The organism is Rhodopseudomonas infernalis (genome assembly GCF_022271405.1).
In the GTDB taxonomy this organism is placed as follows: Bacteria; Pseudomonadota; Alphaproteobacteria; order Rhizobiales; family Xanthobacteraceae; genus Rhodopseudomonas; species Rhodopseudomonas infernalis.
The window spans coordinates 1-18937 of record NZ_JAJNAL010000064.1 but is presented as its reverse complement, the minus strand read 5'-3'; the positions used below and the strand labels follow the sequence as shown (position 1 = coordinate 18937).

Genomic DNA, 18937 nt, shown 5'->3' with positions numbered 1-18937 from the left:
GGATGAACTCTTCGCCACCCCACCCCGCTCGCTACGCGAGCGACCCTCCCCCTCCAGGGGAGGGTAAAGGGAGCGCCGGCCTCAGGTTATCTACGATTACTCCGCGTGGGGCCTTTACGCCGAAGCGACGAGCTGGACGTCCGTGGCTGCCTCAAAGAGATCACCGCTGACGGGCAGCTCGACCGGAACACCTTCGATGCGCTGCCAGGCGGCCGCCACCGGGGCAAAGAAGCGGCGATGATGCACGGTCGGACCAAGCCGCGACAAGGCCGCGAGATGCTCCGGCACGCCGTAACCCTTGTGCGATTCGAAACCGTAGCCGGGACATTCCTGCGCCAGCCGACACATCAGCCGGTCGCGCGTCACCTTGGCGATGATCGAGGCCGCGGCGATCGAGGCGATCAGCCCGTCGCCGCCGATCACCGCCTCGCTCTCGCAGCGCGTCGCCAGCCGGTCGCGGCCGTCGACGAAGACGTGCTGCGGCAGGTCCGGCAGCGCGTGGACCGCGCGGGTCAGGGCCCACAGCGACGCGCGCAGGATGTTGTCGCGATTGATCCGCTCGGGCGACGCGCAGACCACCGAAACCTGCGCGGTTGCGCAAATTTCTTCGAACAGTTCCGCCCGCCGATCGGCACTCAGCCGCTTGGAATCGTCGAGCCCTTTGGGCACGCGCTTGGGATCGAGCACCACCGCGGCCGCCACGACCGGCCCGGCCAGCGGCCCGCGCCCCGCCTCGTCGCAGCCCGCGACCGGCCAAATGCCTTTCTTGATCAGCGTGCGCTCGCGCCGAAAGCTCGGCGGCGCCACGGCGATCACGCCTTTGCCGAGGCCTTTGGCCGGTGAGGTCTTGGCCGGCGAGCCTTTCGCGGCGGTCGTCCGGGCTGTTGCGGCTTTCGAGGCCGAGACTTTGGCAGCCGCCTTTGCACCGGGCGCGGTGGTTGCGGCCCGCTTGGGCGCTCCGTCGAGCGGCAGGGTGTTGGCTTTGGCCTTGCTGGGCTTTTTCGTGTCCCGAATCATGCGGCGATGCTGCGGGCAGGCGCCGGCACGCGCAACCGGAAATCCCGCGCCATGCCCGCAATTCAGTGCGAGGAGGGTTCCGCGACCTGCCCGTATGATGGGTTGAGCGGAGCGAAACCCATAGCGCCACATCAAGGCTGCTCGATGGGTTTCGCTCCGCTCAACCCATCCTACAAGGTTCTCAGAACAAACTCAGTTGCTGCCCGGCGCGCTCCGGCTTGTCGAAATGATCCAGCGTCAGCTTCGACCGACGTTTGTTCAGGCCGAGCCTTGCGCAGGCGGTTTCGAAGCGGCGGCCGATCATCCAGGCCATCGGGCCGGTGCCCTTCATCCGCGTGCCCCATTGCGAGTCGTAGTCACGCCCGCCGCGCATCTCGCGGATCAGCGTGAAGACGTGGCGATAGCGGTCCGGATAGTTGGCCATCAGCCACTCGCGGAACAGGTCGCGGACTTCGAGCGGCAGCCGTAGCATCACGTAGCTGGCTTCCTTGACGCCGGCATGCGCCGCAGCGTCGAGGATGCGCTCCATTTCCATGTCGTTGAGCGCCGGGATCACCGGCGCCACCATCACGGTGGTCGGAATGCCCGCGTCGGCGAGCCGCTTCAGCGCCTCGAGCCGCTTCGCCGGCGCCGAGGCGCGCGGCTCCATCGTCCGCGCCAGCTTCGGATCGAGCGACGTCACCGACAGCGCCACCTTGGCGAGTTGGCGCTTCGCCATCCGCGCCAGGATGTCGATGTCGCGGGTGACCAGCGCCGACTTGGTGACGATGCCGACCGGGTGGCCGGTCTTCTCCAGCACCTCGAGGATGCCGCGCATGATCTTCCGCTCGCGCTCGATCGGCTGATACGGATCGGTGTTGGTGCCGATCGCGATCATCTTCGGCTCGTATTCGGCCGCGGCGAGTTCTTTCTCCAGCAGCGCTGGCGCATCCGGCTTGGCGAACAGCCGCGACTCGAAATCGAGCCCCGGCGACAGGCCGAGATAGGCATGGGTCGGCCGCGCGAAGCAGTACACGCAGCCGTGCTCGCAGCCGCGATACGGATTGATCGAGCGGTCGAAGCCGATGTCCGGCGACTCGTTGCGGGTGATGACTTTTCGCGCGGTGTCGACCGCCACGGTGGTCTTGAACGGCGGCAGCTCGTCGAGGCTCTGCCAGCCGTCGTCGAACGCGACCCGGGCCTCGGCCTCGTAGCGGCCGCTGTCGTTCGACTGCGCACCGCGACCGCGGCGGCGCTGCTTATCGATCGCAACTTCGATCGCGGGGAAAGGGGAAGACGCGCCCACCGGCTCGGAGGGCGCCGTGACCGGCGGGCGCTTGAGGGCACTGCTGGATGCTCTGCTCATGACACCGAAGATAACTACGTCATAGAACAAATCAAGAACATAATTGAGCCATCCCCGTGCCGCTGGCAGTCTCGCGCACCGACGGCTGCGGCTCGGCCCGGACGTCATAAATCCGGGCTGATTTCGCCGCGCCGAGGTGTTAAGCGTGCTCGCAACCGTTGCAATCAGGTCATCCGGCCGACATGTTGAGCGTCATCATTCCCACCGATGGAGTCGAGCGGACCGCGGTCGCCACGCTGGCGGCTCTCGTTCCCGGCGCCGCGGCGGGCGTGATCCGCGAGGTGCTGCTGGTGGATCGCAAGAACGACGGCGTGATCGAGCGCGTCGCCGACGTCGCGGGCTGCGGTTTCCTGGCGGTCGAAGGCAGCCGTGCCGCCGCGCTGGCGGAAGGCGCCAGGCGCTCGACCTCGCCGTGGCTGATGTTCCTGCACGCCGGCGCCGTGCTGGATTCCGGCTGGATCGAAGAAACCACGCAGTTCATCCAGGGCGTGTCGCTGAGCGGCCACCCGCGCGCCGGCATCTTCCGCTACGCCCGCTCGCCCTATGCGGAGCCGAGCTGGGCCGAGACGTTCCGGACGCTGCGCCGCCAGCTTGCCGGGCCGCGCGCCGATCAGGGCCTGTTGATCGCCCGCGAGCACTACGACCGGCTCGGCGGCCATGACCCCGAACGCTCCGAAGGCCGACTGCTGCGCCAGCTCGGCCGCTCGTCGCGCACCCTACTCCGCAGCCGCATCGTGCTGGTCTGAGCCCACTCCGCCGTCTCCCTCGATAACCCAAGTGCAGTCCCGACGCGCTCGGCGGATTGATCACGCTGCCCGGCGCGATGGTCGATGCCGAGCTCGCCGTCCGCTATCCCAGCGCCGACGGCGAGTACACGTTTCTGGATCGCGGCCTTCCCACGCCCCGAGCCGGCGCAGCGTGGGCAGGTCGGAGCCGAGCGCATAGTACACGCGCGCGCCGGTGAAGATCGAGGCGTTGAGCGTACTGAGCGCGACGAGGCACACCATGAGTCTAAGCAGCAGCGCTCCGGTAACGGCCGAGTGACGGCCCAAATAATACTTGCCAAATGCAACTATTTACATGACGATGGCAACCATCGAGGTTGCCATGTCGAAATCCGTTGCCGCCGACCAGATCGCCGCTGTGCGGGAATTCAACCGATTCTACACTCGCCATCTCGGTGTGCTGGCCCAGCATTTGATGGACAGTCCGTATTCACTCACCGAAGCGCGGGTGCTGTTCGAGCTCGCGCATCGCGAGACGCCGCTCGCCAAGGAGATCGGCGCTTCGCTCGGACTTGACGCCGGCTATCTCAGCCGGATTGTGCAGAGCTTTGCGGACAGCGGGCTCGTCAAACGTACCCCCTCCCCGTCCGACCGCCGGCAGCATCTGCTGGCCCTGACCGCGAAAGGTCGCGCCGCCTATGCGGATCTCGAACGTCGCTCGGAGCGGGATATGGGGACGATGCTGGCGAGCGTCCAGGAAGCCGAACGGCCGCGGCTGACGGCGGCGATGGCGACGATCGAACGGCTGCTTGGCGACCATCCGGCCGCGCCGCCGATCCTGCGCAGCCCGCGGCCGGGCGATATCGGCTGGGTGGTGCAGAGCCACGGCGCGATTTACGCAGCCGAATATGGCTTCGACGCCTCGTTCGAAGCGCTTGTCGCGGAGATTGCCGGAGCATTTCTGGCCAAACACGATCCCGGCCGCGAACGCTGCTGGATCGCAGAACATGACGGGATGCAGGCCGGCTCGCTGTTCCTGGTCCGCGACAGCGATCAGGTCGCCAAGCTGCGGCTGCTGCTGGTGACACCGCAGGCGCGCGGGCATCGGCTCGGCGACAAGCTGCTGAACGAGGCGGTCGGCTTCGCCCGGCAGTGCGGCTACCGCAAGGTCACGCTGTGGACGCAGAGCATCCTGATCGCTGCCCGCCGGCTCTATCAGAGCGCCGGCTTCGAGCTGGTCGGCTCCGAGCCGCATCGCAGCTTCGGCCAGAACCTGATCGGCGAAACCTGGGAGCTGCGGCTGTGACGCCGCGGCGTCGCAATGAACCGCGGCGCGTCACCTCCGAACTGATCACGCTCCACGCCCGGCGTGGACGCGCGCTGCAACGTGCCGCGATCCATGCCGCGGTGCGCGGGTTGCTGACAGGGCTGCTCGGCGCAGCCAGATGGCTGATCGCGCTCAGGCGGCGCGATCGGCGACCAGCGTCTCGGCGAATTGCGGATAGCACTCGGCGAGTTCGGATGTGACCCGGCCGCGCAGCAGCGCCAGCGTCTCCGCGTCAGGCTCGGGCGTCGGCGGCACGTTGGCCGGCGCATCGTAATCGAAGCCGGTCGCGGCGCGGACATCCTCGGCGGTGTGCCCGCGATGCACGCTGCGCAGACGGAAGCGCTTCTTGTCCTTGTCGAAGTCGAACAGCGCGAGCGACGTCAGCAGCGCATGCGGTCCGCCGGTGCGATGAATGCCTTCGCTCGATCCCGGCGCGCTGACGAAGTCGACCTTGTCGACCAGTACGCGCGGCGAATGCTCCTCGCGGAACAGGATCACCCGCGGAATCAGGTAGTACATATAGGCCGAGCCGAACGAGCCGGGCCAGCGCACGGTGCTGGTCGGATAGTCGCCAGTGCCGACCAGGTTGATGTTCGCCTGCCCGTCGATCTGGCCGCCGCCGAGAAAGAACGCATCGACGCGGCCCTGCGCCGTGGCGTCGAACAGCTCGAACGAGCCGTTGGTGAAGAAGTTGTGCTCGCGCGAGCCGAGCACGATGACGCGCACGCGCTCGCGGCCGCGCTGCTCGTTGCGGGCGCGCAGCAGCATCGCGCCGGCCGCCGGAATCGGCGACGACGCGCCGACCGCGACGGTGCGAACGCCATCGAGCAGATCGGCAATGGTGGCGATCAGGATTTCGCGCGTCGTCGCTGGCCCGTTGCTCATGCCACCGCCTCGAAGCGCTGGGCAAAGCCGCTCATGTACGCCGCGAAGCCGTCGGCCGAGCGCGCCATCTTGGCGTAGCGCGCGACTTCGGCCGTATCGGTGGTGTATTCACCCGCGAGCCCGATCGGCCAGGCGCCCTGCTTGGCCTCGGCGATCGCGCCGACATAGAGCGCCGGCAGCACGCCCGCAGCGGAGCGCTCGTCGGCGAGCAGCGAGGTCTCGACGATGCGCTCGACGGTCACCAGCGAGGTCTTCGCCGCATAGGCCATCGCGGCGAGTTCGGCCTGCCGGCCGATCCGCACGTTGCCGAAGCGATCCGCCTCGCGGGCATGAAACAGCGCGACGTCCGGCCGGATCGCCGGCACCACGACGATCGGATCGTCCGGCGCGAACGGGTTGTCGATCACCTTCCAGTCCGGCCGCATCTTCAGCACGTCGCTGCCGATGATGCCGCGGATCGGCATGAACGGCACGCCCTTCTGGCCGGCCACGAGGCCGGCGAGAACCGCCGGGCAGGTCGCGTCCATCATCTTGAACGCGCCGCGACGAATGCCGTCGGCAAAGCGCGGCGCGCCGCCGGCTTCGCCGAGCGTCACCGCGCTGGTCTCGAGCGTTCCGACGCAGCCTGCGCCGATCAGCATGTCGGCCTGAATGCCGCTGATCGGCACGCAGACGAGATGGAGGTTCTTCGGACGATGCGCGAGCAGCGCCGCGGTCGCAGCCATCGCCGGCCCCGCGTTATCGGCGCCCAGCGCGACCGTCATGCCGTCCTTGATCTGCGCAGCAAGCGCCTCGATCGAAACGATCTCTCCCACACCGTCCTCCAATGTCATCCCGCAGATATTTCCGCGACGTGTTGTTGGACGTGATGGTTCCGCGACGCTGCGAGCCTGTCAAGGCGGCGTCCTGGCGCGCAGCTATGCGTCAGCTCTTGCTGCGGCGCAGATGCTCGTCGAGCCGTGGCATGATCTCGACGAAGTTGCAGGGCCGCGTCCGGTAATCGAGCTGCGGGGCCAAAATGTTGTCCCAGCCGTCGCGGCAGGCGCCCGGCGAGCCAGGCAGGCAGAAAATATAAGTCGCGCCCGCAACGCCCGCCGTGGCGCGCGACTGGATGGTCGAGGTGCCGATCTTGCCGTAGCTCATCATGTGGAAGGCGATCGAAAACCCATCCATCCGCTTCTCGAACAGCGGCTCGATCGCCTCCGGCGTGACATCACGCCCCGTGAAACCAGTACCGCCGGTGGTGATGATCGCGTCGATCTGTGGATCACCGATCCAGCGCCGCACGATGCCACGAATCGCCTCAACGTCATCGGTCACGACCTCCCGTGCTGCGAGCTTGTGCCCCGCCGCCGTGAGCCGATCCGCCAGCGTCACGCCGGACTTGTCATCCTCGAGCGACCGCGTGTCGGAGACGGTGAGCACCGCGATGTTGAGGGGGATGAAGGCTTTGGATTGATTGACCGATGCCATTGTTCAATTCCAGCGTCATTGCGAGGAGCGAAGCGACGAAGCAATCCAGAGCGCCGAGCAAGGAGCTGGATTGCTTCGCTTCGCTCGCAATGACGGGATAGGCAAGTGGTTTGCTTGCCGCTCCCTACAACCTCTCCGCGCCGAACGTGTTGCAGGCTTGCACGGTGCCTTGCTGATAGCCGGTCATGAACCAGCGTTTGCGCTGTTCGGCGGAGCCGTGGGTGAAGGAGTCGGGCACGACGTCGCGGCCGGCTTTGCGCTGCAGGGTGTCGTCGCCGATCGCGCTGGCGGTGGTGAGCGCGGCGTCGATGTCGCCGGGCTCGAGGAAGTTCGGCCGCTTCTTCTCTTCGCGGTTGACCCAGACGCCGGACAGGCAATCGGCCTGCAACTCGACCCGAACCTGCAGGGCGTTGGATTCGGCGCGCGAGCCGGCCTGCTCCTGCAACCGCGTCACGCGCGGCAGAATGCCGAGCAGGTTCTGCACGTGGTGACCGGCCTCGTGAGCAATAATATAGGCCGCCGTGAACCGGCAGGCGCTCCCGGAACAGCCCTTGAACCGTGTCTCGACCTGCTTGAAGAAATTGGTGTCGATGAAGATCTGCTTGTCGGGCGGACAATAGAACGGCCCCATCGCAGACTGCGCCATGCCGCAGCGCCCGCCATTGGTCGAATTGCGGAACAGCACGATCTTCGGCCCGACATAGGTCTGGCCGTTGGCCTTGAAAATCTCGGTCCAACGATCGTCGATCTCGCCGAGCACGCCGGAGATCATCCTGCCCATCTCGTCGGTCGGCGCGCCCTGTTTCCCGGGTGACGAACGTTCGGCCTGATGAGTCGGCGCCCCGCCGCCGGTGAGAATCTCGGCGCCGCCGATCAATAGCCGCGGATCGATGCCGAACGCCCAACCGACCAGGCCGAGCACCACGATGGTCCCGATGCCGAGTCCGCCGCCGCCCATCGGAAAGCCGAAGCCGCCGCCGCCTCCTCCGCCACTGTCGCGCCGGTCGTCGATATTGTCGCTGCGACGGAAGTCATCGTCACGCATCAGGGTGTCCTCGGGTGAAAATTACTGCGGCCAACTCGCTGGATCAGTTCGCGCCCGCTGCAGCCGGCGGCGAGCCTGAACAGATCCACGACATTTAGAATTAACCTGCCCGGCAAATATTGCCTAGTGCGTAGATCGGTGTCGGCGAAAGCTGGCAGCCAGGATCGCACCTGCACAAACCGAGATATGACGGCCGCCGAATATGACCGCGCAAACGGAATGACGTGCAAAATGAAGCCCCTCGCCAGCAGCAACAACAAACCTTCAGGCAACATTCGCAGCCCGTAGTCGTTCCGGGCGAGATTTCGATTTCAATTAAGTCGATTTTTACTTTGCCGGGCCAATGTATCGCCAGTCGGTTGTTTAGTCCCGCGTCTCCGACGGCGTCACATGAGTCAGGTTAGTTGAGTCATGGTTTTGTCGCGTCGCGGGGCGTCTGCAAGGGCGCCCCGCACTCAATTTGAAGTCGAGCCCGAAAGCACGATCATCGTCGGCGATTGCGTCGCGGAGATGTCGAAGCTTCAGGCCAAGTCGGTCGATCTGGTGTTCGCAGATCCGCCGTACAATCTCCAGCTCAAGGGCGCCCTGAAGCGCCCCGACGAGTCGCAGGTCGACGCAGTCGACGACGATTGGGACAAGTTCTCGTCGTTCGCCGCCTACGACGACTTCACCCGCGCCTGGCTGCTCGCCGCGCGCCGGATCATGAAGCCGTCGGCGACGATCTGGGTGATCGGCTCCTACCACAACATCTTCCGTGTCGGCGCGATCATGCAGGACCTCGGGTTCTGGCTGCTCAACGACATCGTCTGGCGCAAGACCAATCCGATGCCGAATTTCCGCGGCCGCCGGTTCACCAACGCGCACGAAACCATGATCTGGGCGGCGCGCGACGAGAACGCCAAGGGCTACACCTTCAACTACGAGACGCTGAAGGCCTCCAACGAAGATGTGCAGGCGCGCTCCGACTGGCTGATCCCGCTGTGCACCGGCGACGAACGCCTGAAGGGCGACGACGGCAAGAAGGTGCACCCGACCCAGAAGCCCGAAGGCCTGCTGGCGCGCGTGCTGCTGAGTTCGTCCAAGCCCGGCGATCTGGTGATTGATCCGTTCAACGGCACCGGCACGACCGGCGCCGTCGCCAAACGGCTACGCCGCAACTACATCGGCTTCGAGCGCGAACGCGTCTACGCCGACGCGGCTCGCGCCCGCATCGACGCCATCGAACCGTTGCCGGAAGACACGTTGAAACCGTTCGTCACCGCGCGCGAAGCGCCGCGCGTGGCATTCTCCGAACTGATCGAACGCGGCATGATTTCGCCCGGCGCCCGGCTGGTCGATTCGAAGAAGCGTCACGGCGCTCTGGTTCGCGCCGACGGCGCCATCATGCTGGGCGACAAGGTCGGCTCGATCCACCGCATCGGCGCAGTGGCGCAGGGCTCCGAAGCCTGCAACGGCTGGACCTTCTGGCACGTCGAAACCAGCCAGGGCCTCCGCCTGATCGACGACCTCCGCGCCGAAGTCCGCAGCGCAATGGCTGCGGGCTGAAGGTCGGCCCCATAAACGAACTTTCCCCGTCATTGCGAGGAGCAAGGCGACGAAGCAATCCAGCCCAGTGCACACAGCGCTGGATTGCTTCGCTTCGCTCGCAATGACGATTGTGGTGGGCCGAGCTTCCTATACGAGCGTCACGCCGACCCGTAGTCGTACCAAGCCATGAGCGGGACTAATCGAGCGCGTGGGCAATCACCTTACGCATCAGATTCGGCAGCGCTTCGTCGGCGAGCGTGGCGATTTTCACCCAGCGCATGCCGGCCGGCGCGCGCGTGCCGCTCGTCGCCTGCGCGGTGTAGACGACGAGTTCGAGCGGGAAATGCGTGAACACGTGCGTGACCACACCGGGCTTGCGATGCCAGCGCGTGATGCCGGCAAGATGCGGCGCCTGCGCGCGCGCCTCCGCATCGCTGTGACCGGCATGCCAATCGGAATTCGGCACCTCGGTCATGCCACCGAGCAGCCCCTTCGCGGCGCGGCTTCGAACTAACACGTTGTCCCCGCGGGTGACCACGAAGGCCGCGCCGCGGCGCAGTTCGCCGGTCTTCTTCGGCGCCTTGCGCGGAAACGTCTCGGCATCGCCGCGCAGCCGTGCGGCGCACCCATCCATGAACGGACACAACGCACAGGCTGGTTTCTTCGGCGTGCAGATCGTGGCGCCGAGATCCATCAGCGCCTGTGCGCTGTCGCCGGCGCGCGAGGGCCCGAGCAGCGTTTCGGCCAGCGCCTTGATACGCGGCTTGGCCTTGGGCAATTCCTCCTCGACCGCGTAGAGCCGCGACACCACGCGCTCGATATTGCCGTCGACCGGCATGGTGCGGCGGCCGAACGCGATCGCCGCGATCGCCGCTGCCGTATACGGACCGACGCCAGGTAGCGCGCGCAGGCCGTCTTCCGTATCGGGGAAGCAGCCGCCGTGCTGCACGGCCACCGCCACCGCGCAGGCGTGCAGATTGCGGGCGCGCGAGTAGTAGCCGAGACCGGCCCACATCCGCAGCACGTCGTCGAGCGAGGCGGCGCCGAGATCGGCGACGCTCGGCCAGCGTGCCAGAAACTTTGCGAAATACGGCCCGACCGCGCGCACGGTGGTTTGCTGCAGCATGATTTCGGACAGCCACACCGCATAGGGATCGGCCGGGGTGCCGGCGGGCGGCCGCCAGGGCAGCGTGCGGCGATGGCGATCGTACCAGGCGAGCAGCGCCTCCGGGCGGCCGGCCGAGCCGCTTTCCTCGTCTGTGGTGTCCGGGGATTGTTTTGGCCGCGGCGCCGCGCCTGCCCGACTCTCTGCTAGACTCATGGCCCGTATCGTCGCAAAGCCCTCTGCCATGAGCAAGCCCGCTCCCATCTACAAGCCCGGCCCGATCAGCGCCAAGCCGCTGTCCGGGCTGCTCGGCCCGACGATCAACGAAGCCTTCGCCAAGCAGGGCTTCGCGGCGCGGGAACTCGTCACCCGCTGGGCCGAGATCGCCGGCACCCAGATCGCCGCCCATTGCGAGCCCATGAAGATGCAATGGCCGCGGCCGGTCGAAGGCCAGCCGCAGGAACCGGCGACGCTGGTGCTGCGGGTCGAGGGCCCGATGGCGCTGGAGATTCAACATTCGTCCGACCAGATCCTGCAGCGGGTCAACCGCTTCTTCGGCTGGAACGCGGTCGGCAAGCTGGCGCTGCGCCAGGCGCCGCTGTCGCGCCGGAGCCGCAAGCCGACGCCGCAGCCGCCGGATCCCAAGGCCGTCGCGCAGGTCGCCGCCAGCCTCGATGCGGTCGAGGACGAGGATCTGAAGCTGGCGCTCGCCCGGCTCGGCGCCACGATCAAGCGGAAGTGACGCCTGCGCGAGCGGGCGGATTCCGGCCCGGCATTGCCACAATTGCGGTTTCAAGCTAGCGAACGGCTGGATCGCGCGGCCCGCGCCGCGCCCTGCCCTTCTCTTGCCTTGAGCGGCGCGCCGCCGCGTTGGAGCACCTTGATGATCACGCGCCGCACCTTCACCGCCGCTCTGTCGCTGACCGGCCTCGCCGCCGTCGCCGGGGTCTCGCCGTTCCGGCTGATCGACCAGGCCTTCGCCCAGAGCGCCAAGGCCGCGACCGCCGCCGATGTCGCCAAGCCGATGTCGCTGCCCGACATGGCGCTCGGTCCGAAGGACGCCGCCGTCACCGTCACCGAATACGCCTCGATGACCTGCTCGCACTGCGCCGCGTTCGCCGAGCAGGTGTTTCCGAAGCTGAAGGCCGCCTATATCGACACCGGCAAGATCCGCTACGTGTTCCGGGAATTCCCGCTCGACATCAAGGCCGCGGCCGGCTCGATGCTGTCGCGCTGCATCGCCAAGGACGACGCGCAGAAGTACTTCGCCGTCACCGACCTGTTGTTCAAGACCCAGGCCGAGTGGGTGCTCAAGGACACCACCGAGCAGCTCAAGCGCATCGGCAAGCAGGCTGGCCTCAGCGCCGCCGAAGTCGAGACCTGCCTGAAGGATCAGGCGCTGCTCGACAAGATCGCCGCCGACCAGAAATACGCCAACGAAGTACTCAAGGTGAACTCGACCCCGAGCTTCTTCGTCAACGGCGAAATGCTCAAGGGCGAAACCTCGCTGGAAGAATTCGCCAAGCGCATCGATCCGCTGCTGGAAAAGAAGAGCTGAGGCGGAGCGGCCTTCTCTCTGGAGGAGACCTCCGCCCAAGTAGGAGAGAGCCGCGCCCCGAACTAAGCCGTCATCCCCGCGAATGCGGGGATCCAGTATTCCAGAGTGTTTCGGCAAGCGCACGGCGCAGCGACGAGCGCTCTGCAATACTGGGTCGTCCGGTCAAGCCGGACGATGACGTCAGAGGGTGGCGGGAGCGCAATGCTCCACCGCTGACTTCGATTTACGTTTCAAACAGCCACGCGCAATCCTCCTCGCGGCTCCGTTGAGCCCGAGCTATGCACCCGTCGCTTCACAGCGAGGGGTGGGGCGCGCCGGTCGGCGCAAAGACTGGTGAGTTCGCGATGGCTTGCGACCATCGCGCAACGCCTTGCGGCGCGCCCACCGCGGCGTGCTATCGGCATCGGCCCGTTCTTCCGGGGACGTGGCCGGAGCGACATGCGCTCCATCCCGGCGGTTGTCCCGCCGTTCGCCTGTCCCCGTCCAGCCAGCATCAGTGGCAGGCTCTCGTAGTGGAGCCGGACGGGATCCCGACGCCGCCCGGGACCCGTGCGTGCGAGGCACGAGGCGCGGACGCCGCATCCGCCCGACTTCGCCACCCCATCGGGCTGGCTCCGCCGGACCATCGTTCCGAACCGGTCACCCGGCCCGCCGATCTGTCCCGCTCAACGACGCCTCGCGAAAGCGCCCCTCACGGACAGGACGGATCGGACTATAGTCCTTTTAGGAATTTTGTCAAGACGCACATCGATCGGAAATGGGTTTCGCTGCGCTCAACCCATCCTACGCAAGCATCTTTGTGTTGGTGTCCCGGACGCGCTGCGGCACGCAGTGCCGCTGCGCAGAGCCGGGACCCCGGTTCACACACTCACCACGCTCTCTGCTTCTCAACAGAAGTAACCGGGGTCCCGCATCTGCGGAGCAGCGCTACGCGCTGCACCGCGTGCGGGACACGCTGATCATCGTCTAGACGCTACGAATTGACGATGGCTGCGCCGCTGGGAACGACGGCACTATATAAGCGCGGGCATTGCGACCACCGAGCGGTGACTGCCCCTCCTAGCGAGACCGATTGATGACGGAGCTAAACCAGAGCGCGGAGAACGAGCAGATCAAGTTGACCGCGACGTTCGTCAATAACATCGGAGTTGGCTTGATTATCGCCGGCATTATTGCTCCTGGCTTGTCTATGTTAAGTGACCGGCCGATGTTATCCGACGCCGCCTTCCTGGGCGCTGGCGTTGGTTGCGCAGTGCTCGGTCTCGCCTTACATTCACTAGGTCGCAGCGCGCTGCGGAGGATCCGATGACCGACATCCTCTACTTACTTACCGTCCCCGTCCTCGTGACACTGATGGCCGCCGGCGTGGTCTGGCACAGCAACCGCCAAGCCGACGCATCGCTGCGCGCTCGCTTGCGCAGCCGCAGCAAAACGTCACCGTCTCTCGCACCGGCCGAAGCGCTCCGCGCGGAGCGCGACCGGGCGTGATCGTGGTCGACGCGTCGGGGCACCGTCGCTAACGACCGACAGATAATTCTCCCGCCTCCGTCATTCCGGGGCGCGCGAAGCGCGAACCCGGAATCCATAACCACAGCGCTCGCGAAAAAACGCGGCTGCCCCCCCACGGTGCGTCACCGCGATTCCAGGGGCTATGGATTCAGGGCTCGCTCACTTCGTGAGCCCCCGAATGACGAACGAGATGCGAGTCGATTACCCATTGAACGTCGCGCGGCAGTGTGCACGACACAACTCGTCCCTTGGCTGACCTCGCGTTACTAGAGCGACCCTTTTTCTCTTGATCGCTTTGAAGCTTCAAAGCCCTTTCTAATCTCTTTATTCTCGTAGATTAAGCGCCAGTTCGAGGTTGAACTATCGGTGGCCGTAAGCCCCAACTGGATTGAAAAATCCGTGGTTTCGAAATTCGAATACCAGCTGCTGTTCCCTCCACGGATTCCTGCGACGAAATACGCGGACTGAGAGTAAATCGACTCACCCAGCCTATGATACTCTTTCGGTTTCCCATACTTTTCCGCCAAAAGACTCGAGAGCTCCTTGTAGCGACCCAGCACAGCACTACCCGCAGGATCGTCAGAGATGGGGCGCCCAGCAATCACTACGCGCCATAGCTTGTCGTTGAATCCGAACGAAACCAACGTAAAACTCTGATCAGCAAGTGCCTTGCTTGTCTTCGAGGCGATGTAGCTCCTGCCATACTCGTTCCCCGGAAATTCTTTCAGCTCAACGCCAGACGACTGAATGTCTGCCATTGAAGCTCCCCAGGTCAGTCCTAGTGGGGCCTCCTGCTGCGATTGCCCCCAAGCAGACGAGAAGGTTACAGCGGCGAAAAAATACAGAGCAGACAAGATTACGCGCAACATTAAAGAGCCTCACGATCTTTCACTACTCGTCCAGGCGGGACATTCTCAGGGACCTTCGTAGACAACTCAGGCACGGGTAACGACGTCCCATACTTGGACGTGTAAAACTTCAGTCGCAGCTGAGAGACTGCCAAGTCATCCGTCGCTGCTTTCACAAGCGCCATCGACTGCAGTAGCCCCCCGGAATAACGTTCGGCTTCTGCTTTGGAGTTCCCAGCCTTTGTTTCGGCCTGGGCAAGATCCTTGAGAATCCCCTCAAGCTCTTGATCCGACGCTTCCTTGATTGAATGTCCTTCAATTGAGTAGTTGAGCGAAACACGGCGGATGAGCGCGGCACGCTTCTGATCAAGCATCGCGGAACTATTTCTTAGAACTGCGATACGCAGATCGATCAGGGCCTTAACAAGACCTCCGCTGTATCGTCCACTCTCAGCCTCAGCGAATTCAATTTCGCTTTGAATTGAAGCCCGGTCACGATCAATCTCTAACGTCGATGTGCCAGGTTCATTGAGCACCATGCCTAGAACGACCGCTAGAGCGGTAGCGACGAGAAGAAGGAAGGCGATCAGCCCATTTTTTGCCATCGGGAGCACTCACAACCATTGGGCGAAAAACATCGACGACGAGTGATCCCGGCCGCTACCCTTCTTTCCTCTAATCCCCAGCTTTCTCGCCCCTTTCCCGCAAATCCCCCCGTGGAAAAGCCCGGTTCCGCGGTTGCCCCGTCAGTTCCTGGCGGCCATTGTCGCCGGCTAACGTCGCTGCCGGCTGCGAGCGAGTCGCGACCGGTCGGGCTGCCTATGGTATTGTCCGGCTTGAGAGATTCGCCAGCGCCGTCCGACCACCGGCTAATCGAGCATCGGACCAGATGAAACTCACGCGTCTCCGCCTTCACGGCTTCAAGTCGTTCGTCGAGCCCACCGACTTCATGATCGAGCCGGGTCTGACCGGCGTGGTCGGGCCCAACGGCTGCGGCAAGTCCAATCTGGTCGAGGCGCTGCGCTGGGCGATGGGCGAGACCTCGCACAAATCGCTGCGCGCCACCGACATGGACGCGGTGATCTTCGCCGGCTCCGGCAACCGCCCGGCCCGCAACCACGCCGAAGTGGTGATGTCGCTCGACAATTCGGAGCGCACCGCGCCGGCCGCGCTGAACGATTCCGACACGCTGGATATTTCGCGACGGATCGAGCGCGAGGCCGGCTCGCAATATCGTATCAACGGCCGTGAAGTCCGCGCCCGCGACGTGCAGCTGTTGTTCGCCGACGCCGCCACCGGCGCGCGTTCGCCGGCGCTGGTCCACCAGGGCAAGATCGGCGAAATCATCCAGGCCAAGCCCGAGCAGCGCCGCCGCGTGCTGGAAGACGCCGCAGGCGTCGCCGGCCTGCACGCCCGCCGCCACGAGGCGGAACTGCGCCTGAAGGCGGCCGAAACCAACCTCACCCGCGTCGAGGACGTGATCGGCCAGCTGTCGACCCAGGTCGACGGGCTGAAGAAGCAGGCGCGGCAGGCGATCCGCTTCCGCGAGGTCGCCGCCAAGGTGCGCAAGACCGAGGCGATGCTGTATCACCTGCGCTGGTGCGACGCGCAGGCCGAAGTCGGCGCCGCCGCGCAGGTGCACGATCTCGGCGTCCGCGAACTCGCCGAGCGCACCCGCGAGCAGGCCGAGGCCTCCCGCATCCAGGCCGACCGCGCCTCGACGCTGCCCGGCCTGCGCGAGGCCGAAGCCCGCGCCGCCGCCGGCCTGCAGCGGCTGACCAATGCCCGCGACCTGCTCGACCGCGAGGAAGCCCGCGCCAAGGAGCGCGTGGTCGAACTCGAACGCCGGCTGGCGCAGTTCTCCTCCGACGTCGCGCGCGAGCAGCAGCAGGCGGTCGACGCCGACGAGGCGCTGGAGCGGCTGCAGATCGAGGATGTCGAGCTGCGCGAAGAGATTCTGGAGCGGGTCGAGAAGCGCAGCGGCGTCGACGAGCGCGTCGGCGAGGCCGAGGCGGCGCTGGGCGAAGCCGAGCGGCTGTTCGCCGAACTCACCACCCAGCTCGCCGAGCTGACCGCGCGGCGCAATCAGTTCGAGCAGGCGGTGCGCAGCCATCGCGACCGGCTCGGCCGCCTCGACACCGAGATCAAGAACGTCGAAAGCGAGATCGACCGGCTGACGCAGGAAACCGGCGGCGCCGGCAATGTCGACGAGCTCGCCGAAGCCGTGGCGATGGCGCAGGAGACCATCGCCGAGCTGGAAGGAGCCGTGCAGAACGCCGAGGCCGCGCATGTCGCCGCGCGGCAGAAGCTCGACGGCTCGCGCAGCCCGCTGACCGAAGCCGACAAGCGGGTGCAGCGGCTCGAGACCGAAGCCAAGACGATCAGCAAGATTCTCAACGGCGAGACCAAGAATCTGTGGCCGCCGATCATCGACGGCATCACCGCCGCCAAGGGCTACGAGAAGGCGATCGGCGCCGTGCTCGGCGACGATCTCGACGCGCCGGTCGATCCGTCGTCGCCGATGCGCTGGACCGATATCGGCGTCCAGGCCGATGACCCAGCGCTGCCGGACGGCGCCGAGCCGCTGAGCGACCACGTCACCGCCCCGCCGGAGCTGGCGCGGCGTCTGGCGCAGATCGGCGTCGTCGCCAAGGAGCGCGGCGGCGAGCTGGTCAGCCAGCTCAAGACCGGGCAGCGGCTGGTGTCGCTCGACGGCGACGTCTGGCGCTGGGACGGCTTCGTCGCCTCGGCGCATGCGCCGACCGGCGCGGCCCGCCGCCTCGCCGAGCGCGCCCGCCTGGTCGACATCGAGAACGAACTTGAGCAGGCCCGCATAGACGCCTCGTCCAAGCGCCAGGCGCTGGAGATGGCCGAAGCCGAGCTGCGCAGCGCCGCCGCCGCCGAAACCGCGTCGCGCGAAAATCTGCGCGGCGCCCGCCGCGAGGCCGATGCGGCGCGCGAGCGCCTCGCCGCCGCCGAGCGCGAGGTCAACCGCCACGCCGCGCGCAAATCGGCGCTCGCCGAAGCGCAGTCGCGCCTTGCCAGCGACCGCCTCGAGGCCGAGATGGCGCTGGAATCGGCCGAGAACGCGATCGGCGATCTCGCCCCCAACGACGACGCCGAGCAGCGGCTCGCCGCGGTGCGCGGCGAGATCGACATGCATCGCCGCAACGCGGCCCAGGTCCGCGCCGAGGCGCAGGCGCTGGCGCGCGAGGCCGAGCTGGCCGACAGGCGACTGCAGGCGATCGTCGCCGAGCGCAACGAATGGACCCGTCGCAAGCAGAGCGCGGCGTCGCAGATCGCCACCGTCGAGGAGCGCGTCGCCGAGCTGACCGCCGAGCGCGCCGAACTCGACAACGCGCCCACCGTGTTCGCCGAGAAGCGCAGCGCGATCATCACCGAGATCGAATACGCCGAAGCCGACCGCCGCAACGCCGCCGACGCGCTCGCCGAGGCCGAAGCCGCGATGGCCGACACCGACCGCGCGGCGCGATCGTCGCTCGAACAGCTCTCCAGCGCGCGTGAAGCCTGCGCCCGCGCCGAGGAGCGGATGGAAGCCGCGCGGCGCCGGCTCGAGGACGTCGAGCGCGAGATCCGCGACATGCTCGAGGTCGAGCCGCAGGCGGTCGCCTCGCTGGCTGAAATTCAAGAAGGCGCGACACTGCCGCCGCTGGCAGAGATCGAAGCCGACCTCGAAAAGCTGCGCCGCGACCGCGAGCGGCTCGGCGCCGTCAACCTGCGCGCCGAGGAAGAACTCAACGAAGTCGAAGGCCAGCACGGCTCGCTGGCCGCCGAGCGCGACGACCTGGTCGAGGCGATCAAGAAGCTGCGCACCGGCATCCAGAGCCTCAACAAGGAAGCCCGCGAGCGCCTGCTGGCGTCGTTCGAGGTCGTCAACGGTCACTTCAAGCGGCTGTTCACCACGCTGTTCGGCGGCGGCGAGGCCGAGCTGAAGCTGATCGAGAGCGATGACCCGCTCGAGGCCGGCCTGGAAATCATCGCCAAGCCGCCGGGCAAGAAGCCGACCTCGCTGTCGCTGCTGTCGGGCGGCGAGCAGGCGCTGACCGCGATGGCGCTGATCTTCGCCGTGTTCCTGACCAACCCGTCGCCGATCTGCGTGCTGGACGAAGTCGACGCGCCGCTCGACGACCACAACGTCGAACGGTTCTGCGACCTGCTGCAGGAGATGCGCGAGACCACCGAGACGCGCTTCATCATCATCACCCACAACCCGATCACCATGGCCCGCATGAACCGCCTGTTCGGCGTCACCATGGCGGAGCGCGGCGTGTCGCAGCTGGTCTCCGTCGACCTGCAGGGCGCGGTGGATATTCTGGATCAGAACGTGGCGTGATCTCTCGCTCCTCCGAAGGGCGAGGCCAATCATCGATGGTCATCTGCCGCGACTGCGCACGGCCTCTCCTCACCCTCCCCTGGAGGGGGAGGGTCGGCGTGCGGCCCGCGCAGCGGGATGCGCGACGGGGTGGGGTGAGCCGCGGGCACTGCGGATGAACGCTTCGCGGGGGGGGCCCCCCCCCCCCCCCCGCGCCCCCCCCCCCCCCCCCGCCGCGGG

The 18937-nt window shown here is 66.4% G+C and carries 16 protein-coding genes; 7 read left to right on the top strand and 9 right to left on the bottom strand.

The window, feature by feature from the left end:
• Positions 1-114: 114 nt before the first annotated feature.
• A complete protein-coding gene (locus tag LPW26_RS24315; RefSeq protein WP_238738338.1) occupies positions 115-1017 on the bottom strand; it encodes a ribonuclease HII in 903 nt (300 codons plus the stop codon).
• 181 nt (positions 1018-1198) lie between these two features.
• Complete coding sequence (locus LPW26_RS24310) at positions 1199-2362, bottom strand: PA0069 family radical SAM protein (protein ID WP_238738337.1); 1164 nt, start codon at positions 2360-2362, stop codon at positions 1199-1201.
• Between the two features lie 182 nt (positions 2363-2544).
• Between LPW26_RS24310 and LPW26_RS24305 the strand changes: the two genes are divergently transcribed.
• Both LPW26_RS24305 and LPW26_RS24300 read left to right on the top strand, forming a co-directional pair.
• Positions 2545-3108: a glycosyltransferase family protein gene (locus tag LPW26_RS24305; RefSeq protein WP_238738336.1), complete on the top strand. Its 564-nt coding sequence runs from the start codon at positions 2545-2547 to the stop codon at positions 3106-3108.
• A 361-nt stretch (positions 3109-3469) separates the two neighbouring features.
• Positions 3470-4393, top strand: coding sequence for a bifunctional helix-turn-helix transcriptional regulator/GNAT family N-acetyltransferase (locus LPW26_RS24300; RefSeq protein ID WP_238738335.1), 924 nt, complete (start codon positions 3470-3472; stop codon positions 4391-4393).
• A gap of 153 nt (positions 4394-4546) precedes the next feature.
• Here the strand turns inward: LPW26_RS24300 and LPW26_RS24295 are convergent, their stop codons facing one another.
• The 4 genes from LPW26_RS24295 to ypfJ all read right to left on the bottom strand — a co-directional run bounded on the left by LPW26_RS24295 (position 4547) and on the right by ypfJ (position 7817).
• Positions 4547-5299 (bottom strand): CoA transferase, encoded by a 753-nt coding sequence (locus tag LPW26_RS24295; RefSeq protein WP_238738334.1) that lies wholly within the window; start codon positions 5297-5299, stop codon positions 4547-4549.
• A complete protein-coding gene (locus tag LPW26_RS24290; RefSeq protein ID WP_238738333.1) occupies positions 5296-6114 on the bottom strand; it encodes a CoA transferase subunit A in 819 nt (272 codons plus the stop codon). Before LPW26_RS24290 ends, LPW26_RS24295 begins: the two co-directional genes overlap by 4 nt.
• Positions 6115-6223: 109 nt before the next feature.
• Positions 6224-6772 (bottom strand): molybdenum cofactor biosynthesis protein B, encoded by a 549-nt coding sequence (gene moaB, locus LPW26_RS24285; protein ID WP_238738332.1) that lies wholly within the window; start codon positions 6770-6772, stop codon positions 6224-6226.
• A 124-nt stretch (positions 6773-6896) separates the two neighbouring features.
• On the bottom strand, positions 6897-7817 hold the full coding sequence (gene ypfJ, locus LPW26_RS24280) for a KPN_02809 family neutral zinc metallopeptidase (RefSeq protein ID WP_238738331.1): 921 nt from the start codon (positions 7815-7817) through the stop codon (positions 6897-6899).
• A gap of 411 nt (positions 7818-8228) precedes the next feature.
• Here ypfJ and LPW26_RS24275 point away from each other — a divergent pair, with 411 nt between their 5' ends.
• Positions 8229-9362 carry a site-specific DNA-methyltransferase gene (locus LPW26_RS24275; RefSeq protein ID WP_238738330.1) on the top strand — a complete coding sequence of 378 codons (1134 nt, stop codon included), beginning with the start codon at positions 8229-8231 and terminating at the stop codon, positions 9360-9362.
• 178 nt (positions 9363-9540) lie between these two features.
• On the opposite strand, the gene mutY is transcribed toward LPW26_RS24275, so the two are convergent.
• Complete coding sequence (gene mutY, locus LPW26_RS24270; RefSeq protein WP_238738329.1) at positions 9541-10665, bottom strand: A/G-specific adenine glycosylase; 1125 nt, start codon at positions 10663-10665, stop codon at positions 9541-9543.
• Positions 10666-10693: 28 nt separating this feature from the next.
• On the opposite strand from mutY, the gene LPW26_RS24265 reads away from it, so the two are divergent.
• The 3 genes from LPW26_RS24265 (at position 10694) to LPW26_RS24255 (ending at position 13495) form a co-directional block, all read left to right on the top strand.
• A complete protein-coding gene (locus tag LPW26_RS24265) occupies positions 10694-11191 on the top strand; it encodes a DUF721 domain-containing protein (protein WP_238738328.1) in 498 nt (165 codons plus the stop codon).
• A gap of 138 nt (positions 11192-11329) precedes the next feature.
• The gene (locus LPW26_RS24260) at positions 11330-12007 is read left to right on the top strand and encodes a DsbA family protein (protein WP_238738327.1); all 678 of its coding nucleotides are present in this window, start codon (positions 11330-11332) and stop codon (positions 12005-12007) included.
• A gap of 1305 nt (positions 12008-13312) precedes the next feature.
• The gene (locus tag LPW26_RS24255; protein WP_238738326.1) at positions 13313-13495 is read left to right on the top strand and encodes a hypothetical protein; all 183 of its coding nucleotides are present in this window, start codon (positions 13313-13315) and stop codon (positions 13493-13495) included.
• A 287-nt stretch (positions 13496-13782) separates the two neighbouring features.
• On the opposite strand, the gene LPW26_RS24250 is transcribed toward LPW26_RS24255, so the two are convergent.
• Entirely contained in the window at positions 13783-14274 is a 492-nt protein-coding gene (locus tag LPW26_RS24250; RefSeq protein WP_238738325.1) for a hypothetical protein, read from the bottom strand.
• A 110-nt stretch (positions 14275-14384) separates the two neighbouring features.
• The gene (locus tag LPW26_RS24245) at positions 14385-14969 is read right to left on the bottom strand and encodes a hypothetical protein (protein ID WP_238738324.1); all 585 of its coding nucleotides are present in this window, start codon (positions 14967-14969) and stop codon (positions 14385-14387) included.
• A gap of 284 nt (positions 14970-15253) precedes the next feature.
• Here LPW26_RS24245 and smc point away from each other — a divergent pair, with 284 nt between their 5' ends.
• Complete coding sequence (smc, locus tag LPW26_RS24240) at positions 15254-18718, top strand: chromosome segregation protein SMC (RefSeq protein ID WP_238738323.1); 3465 nt, start codon at positions 15254-15256, stop codon at positions 18716-18718.
• Positions 18719-18937: the final 219 nt, after the last annotated feature.